A 1,066-nucleotide genomic window follows, 5' to 3' on the forward strand; every position below is an offset into this window, starting at 1 on the left:
GCTTGCCCCGGGTATTCCACCCCCGGGATGTGCTCTCTCCCTGCGTCCCCACAGTTCTGTCATATCATAGTACAGGAATTTCAACCTGTTGTCCATCGGCTACGTCTTTCGACCTCGCCTTAGGCCCCGACTTACCCAGAGCAGATCAGCTTTACTCTGGAAACCTTAGATATTCGGCCGGAAGGATTCCCACCTTCCTCTCGCTACTCATTCCGGCATTCTCTCTTCTTAACGCTCCACTGCTCCTTACGGTACAGCTTCGCCGCTGTTAAGAATGCTCCTCTACCAATTGACATTCATCAATTCCCAAGCTTCGGCAGTGTGTTTCAGCCCCGGACATTTTCGGCGCAGGACCTCTCGACTAGTGAGCTATTACGCACTCTTTTAATGGATGGCTGCTTCTGAGCCAACATCCTAGTTGTCTTCGAAATCCCACATCCTTTTCCACTTAACACACATTTTGGGGCCTTAGCTGTAGGTCTGGGCTCTTTCCCTTTTGACTGCCCAACTTATCTCGGACAGTCTGACTCCCATACATCATCTACACGGCATTCGGAGTTTGATATTCTTTGGTAAGCTTTGACGCCCCCTAGGAAATTCAGTGCTCTACCTCCGCAAGACTTGAATATGAGGCTAGCCCTAAAGCTATTTCGAGGAGAACCAGCTATCTCCGGGTTCGATTGGAATTTCTCCCCTATCCACACCTCATCCCCACCCTTTTCAACGGATGTGGGTTCGGTCCTCCATTGCCTTTTACGGCAACTTCAACCTGGACATGGATAGATCACCCGGTTTCGGGTCTACTCCGGCTGACTTGGCGCCCTCTTCAGACTTGGTTTCCCTTCGGCTCCGCACCTTCAGTGCTTAACCTTGCCAGCCGGCGTAACTCGCCGGACCGTTCTACAAAAAGTACGCGGTTGCGCATATAAAGCGCTTCCACAGCTTGTAAACATATGGTTTCAGGTTCTCTTTCACTCCCCTCCCGGGGTCCTTTTCACCTTTCCTTCACAGTACTATGCGCTATCGGTCACTAAGGAGTATTTAGCCTTACGGGGTGGTCCCCGCA

1 rRNA gene is annotated in these 1,066 nt (G+C 51.3%); it reads right to left on the reverse strand.

Going from position 1 to position 1,066, the window contains the following annotated elements:
- Positions 1-1,066 (reverse strand): 23S ribosomal RNA (locus A8806_RS25945); the annotation flags it as partial.

Source organism: Faecalicatena orotica (genome assembly GCF_003149245.1).
GTDB lineage: Bacteria > Bacillota > Clostridia > Lachnospirales > Lachnospiraceae > Faecalicatena_A > Faecalicatena_A orotica.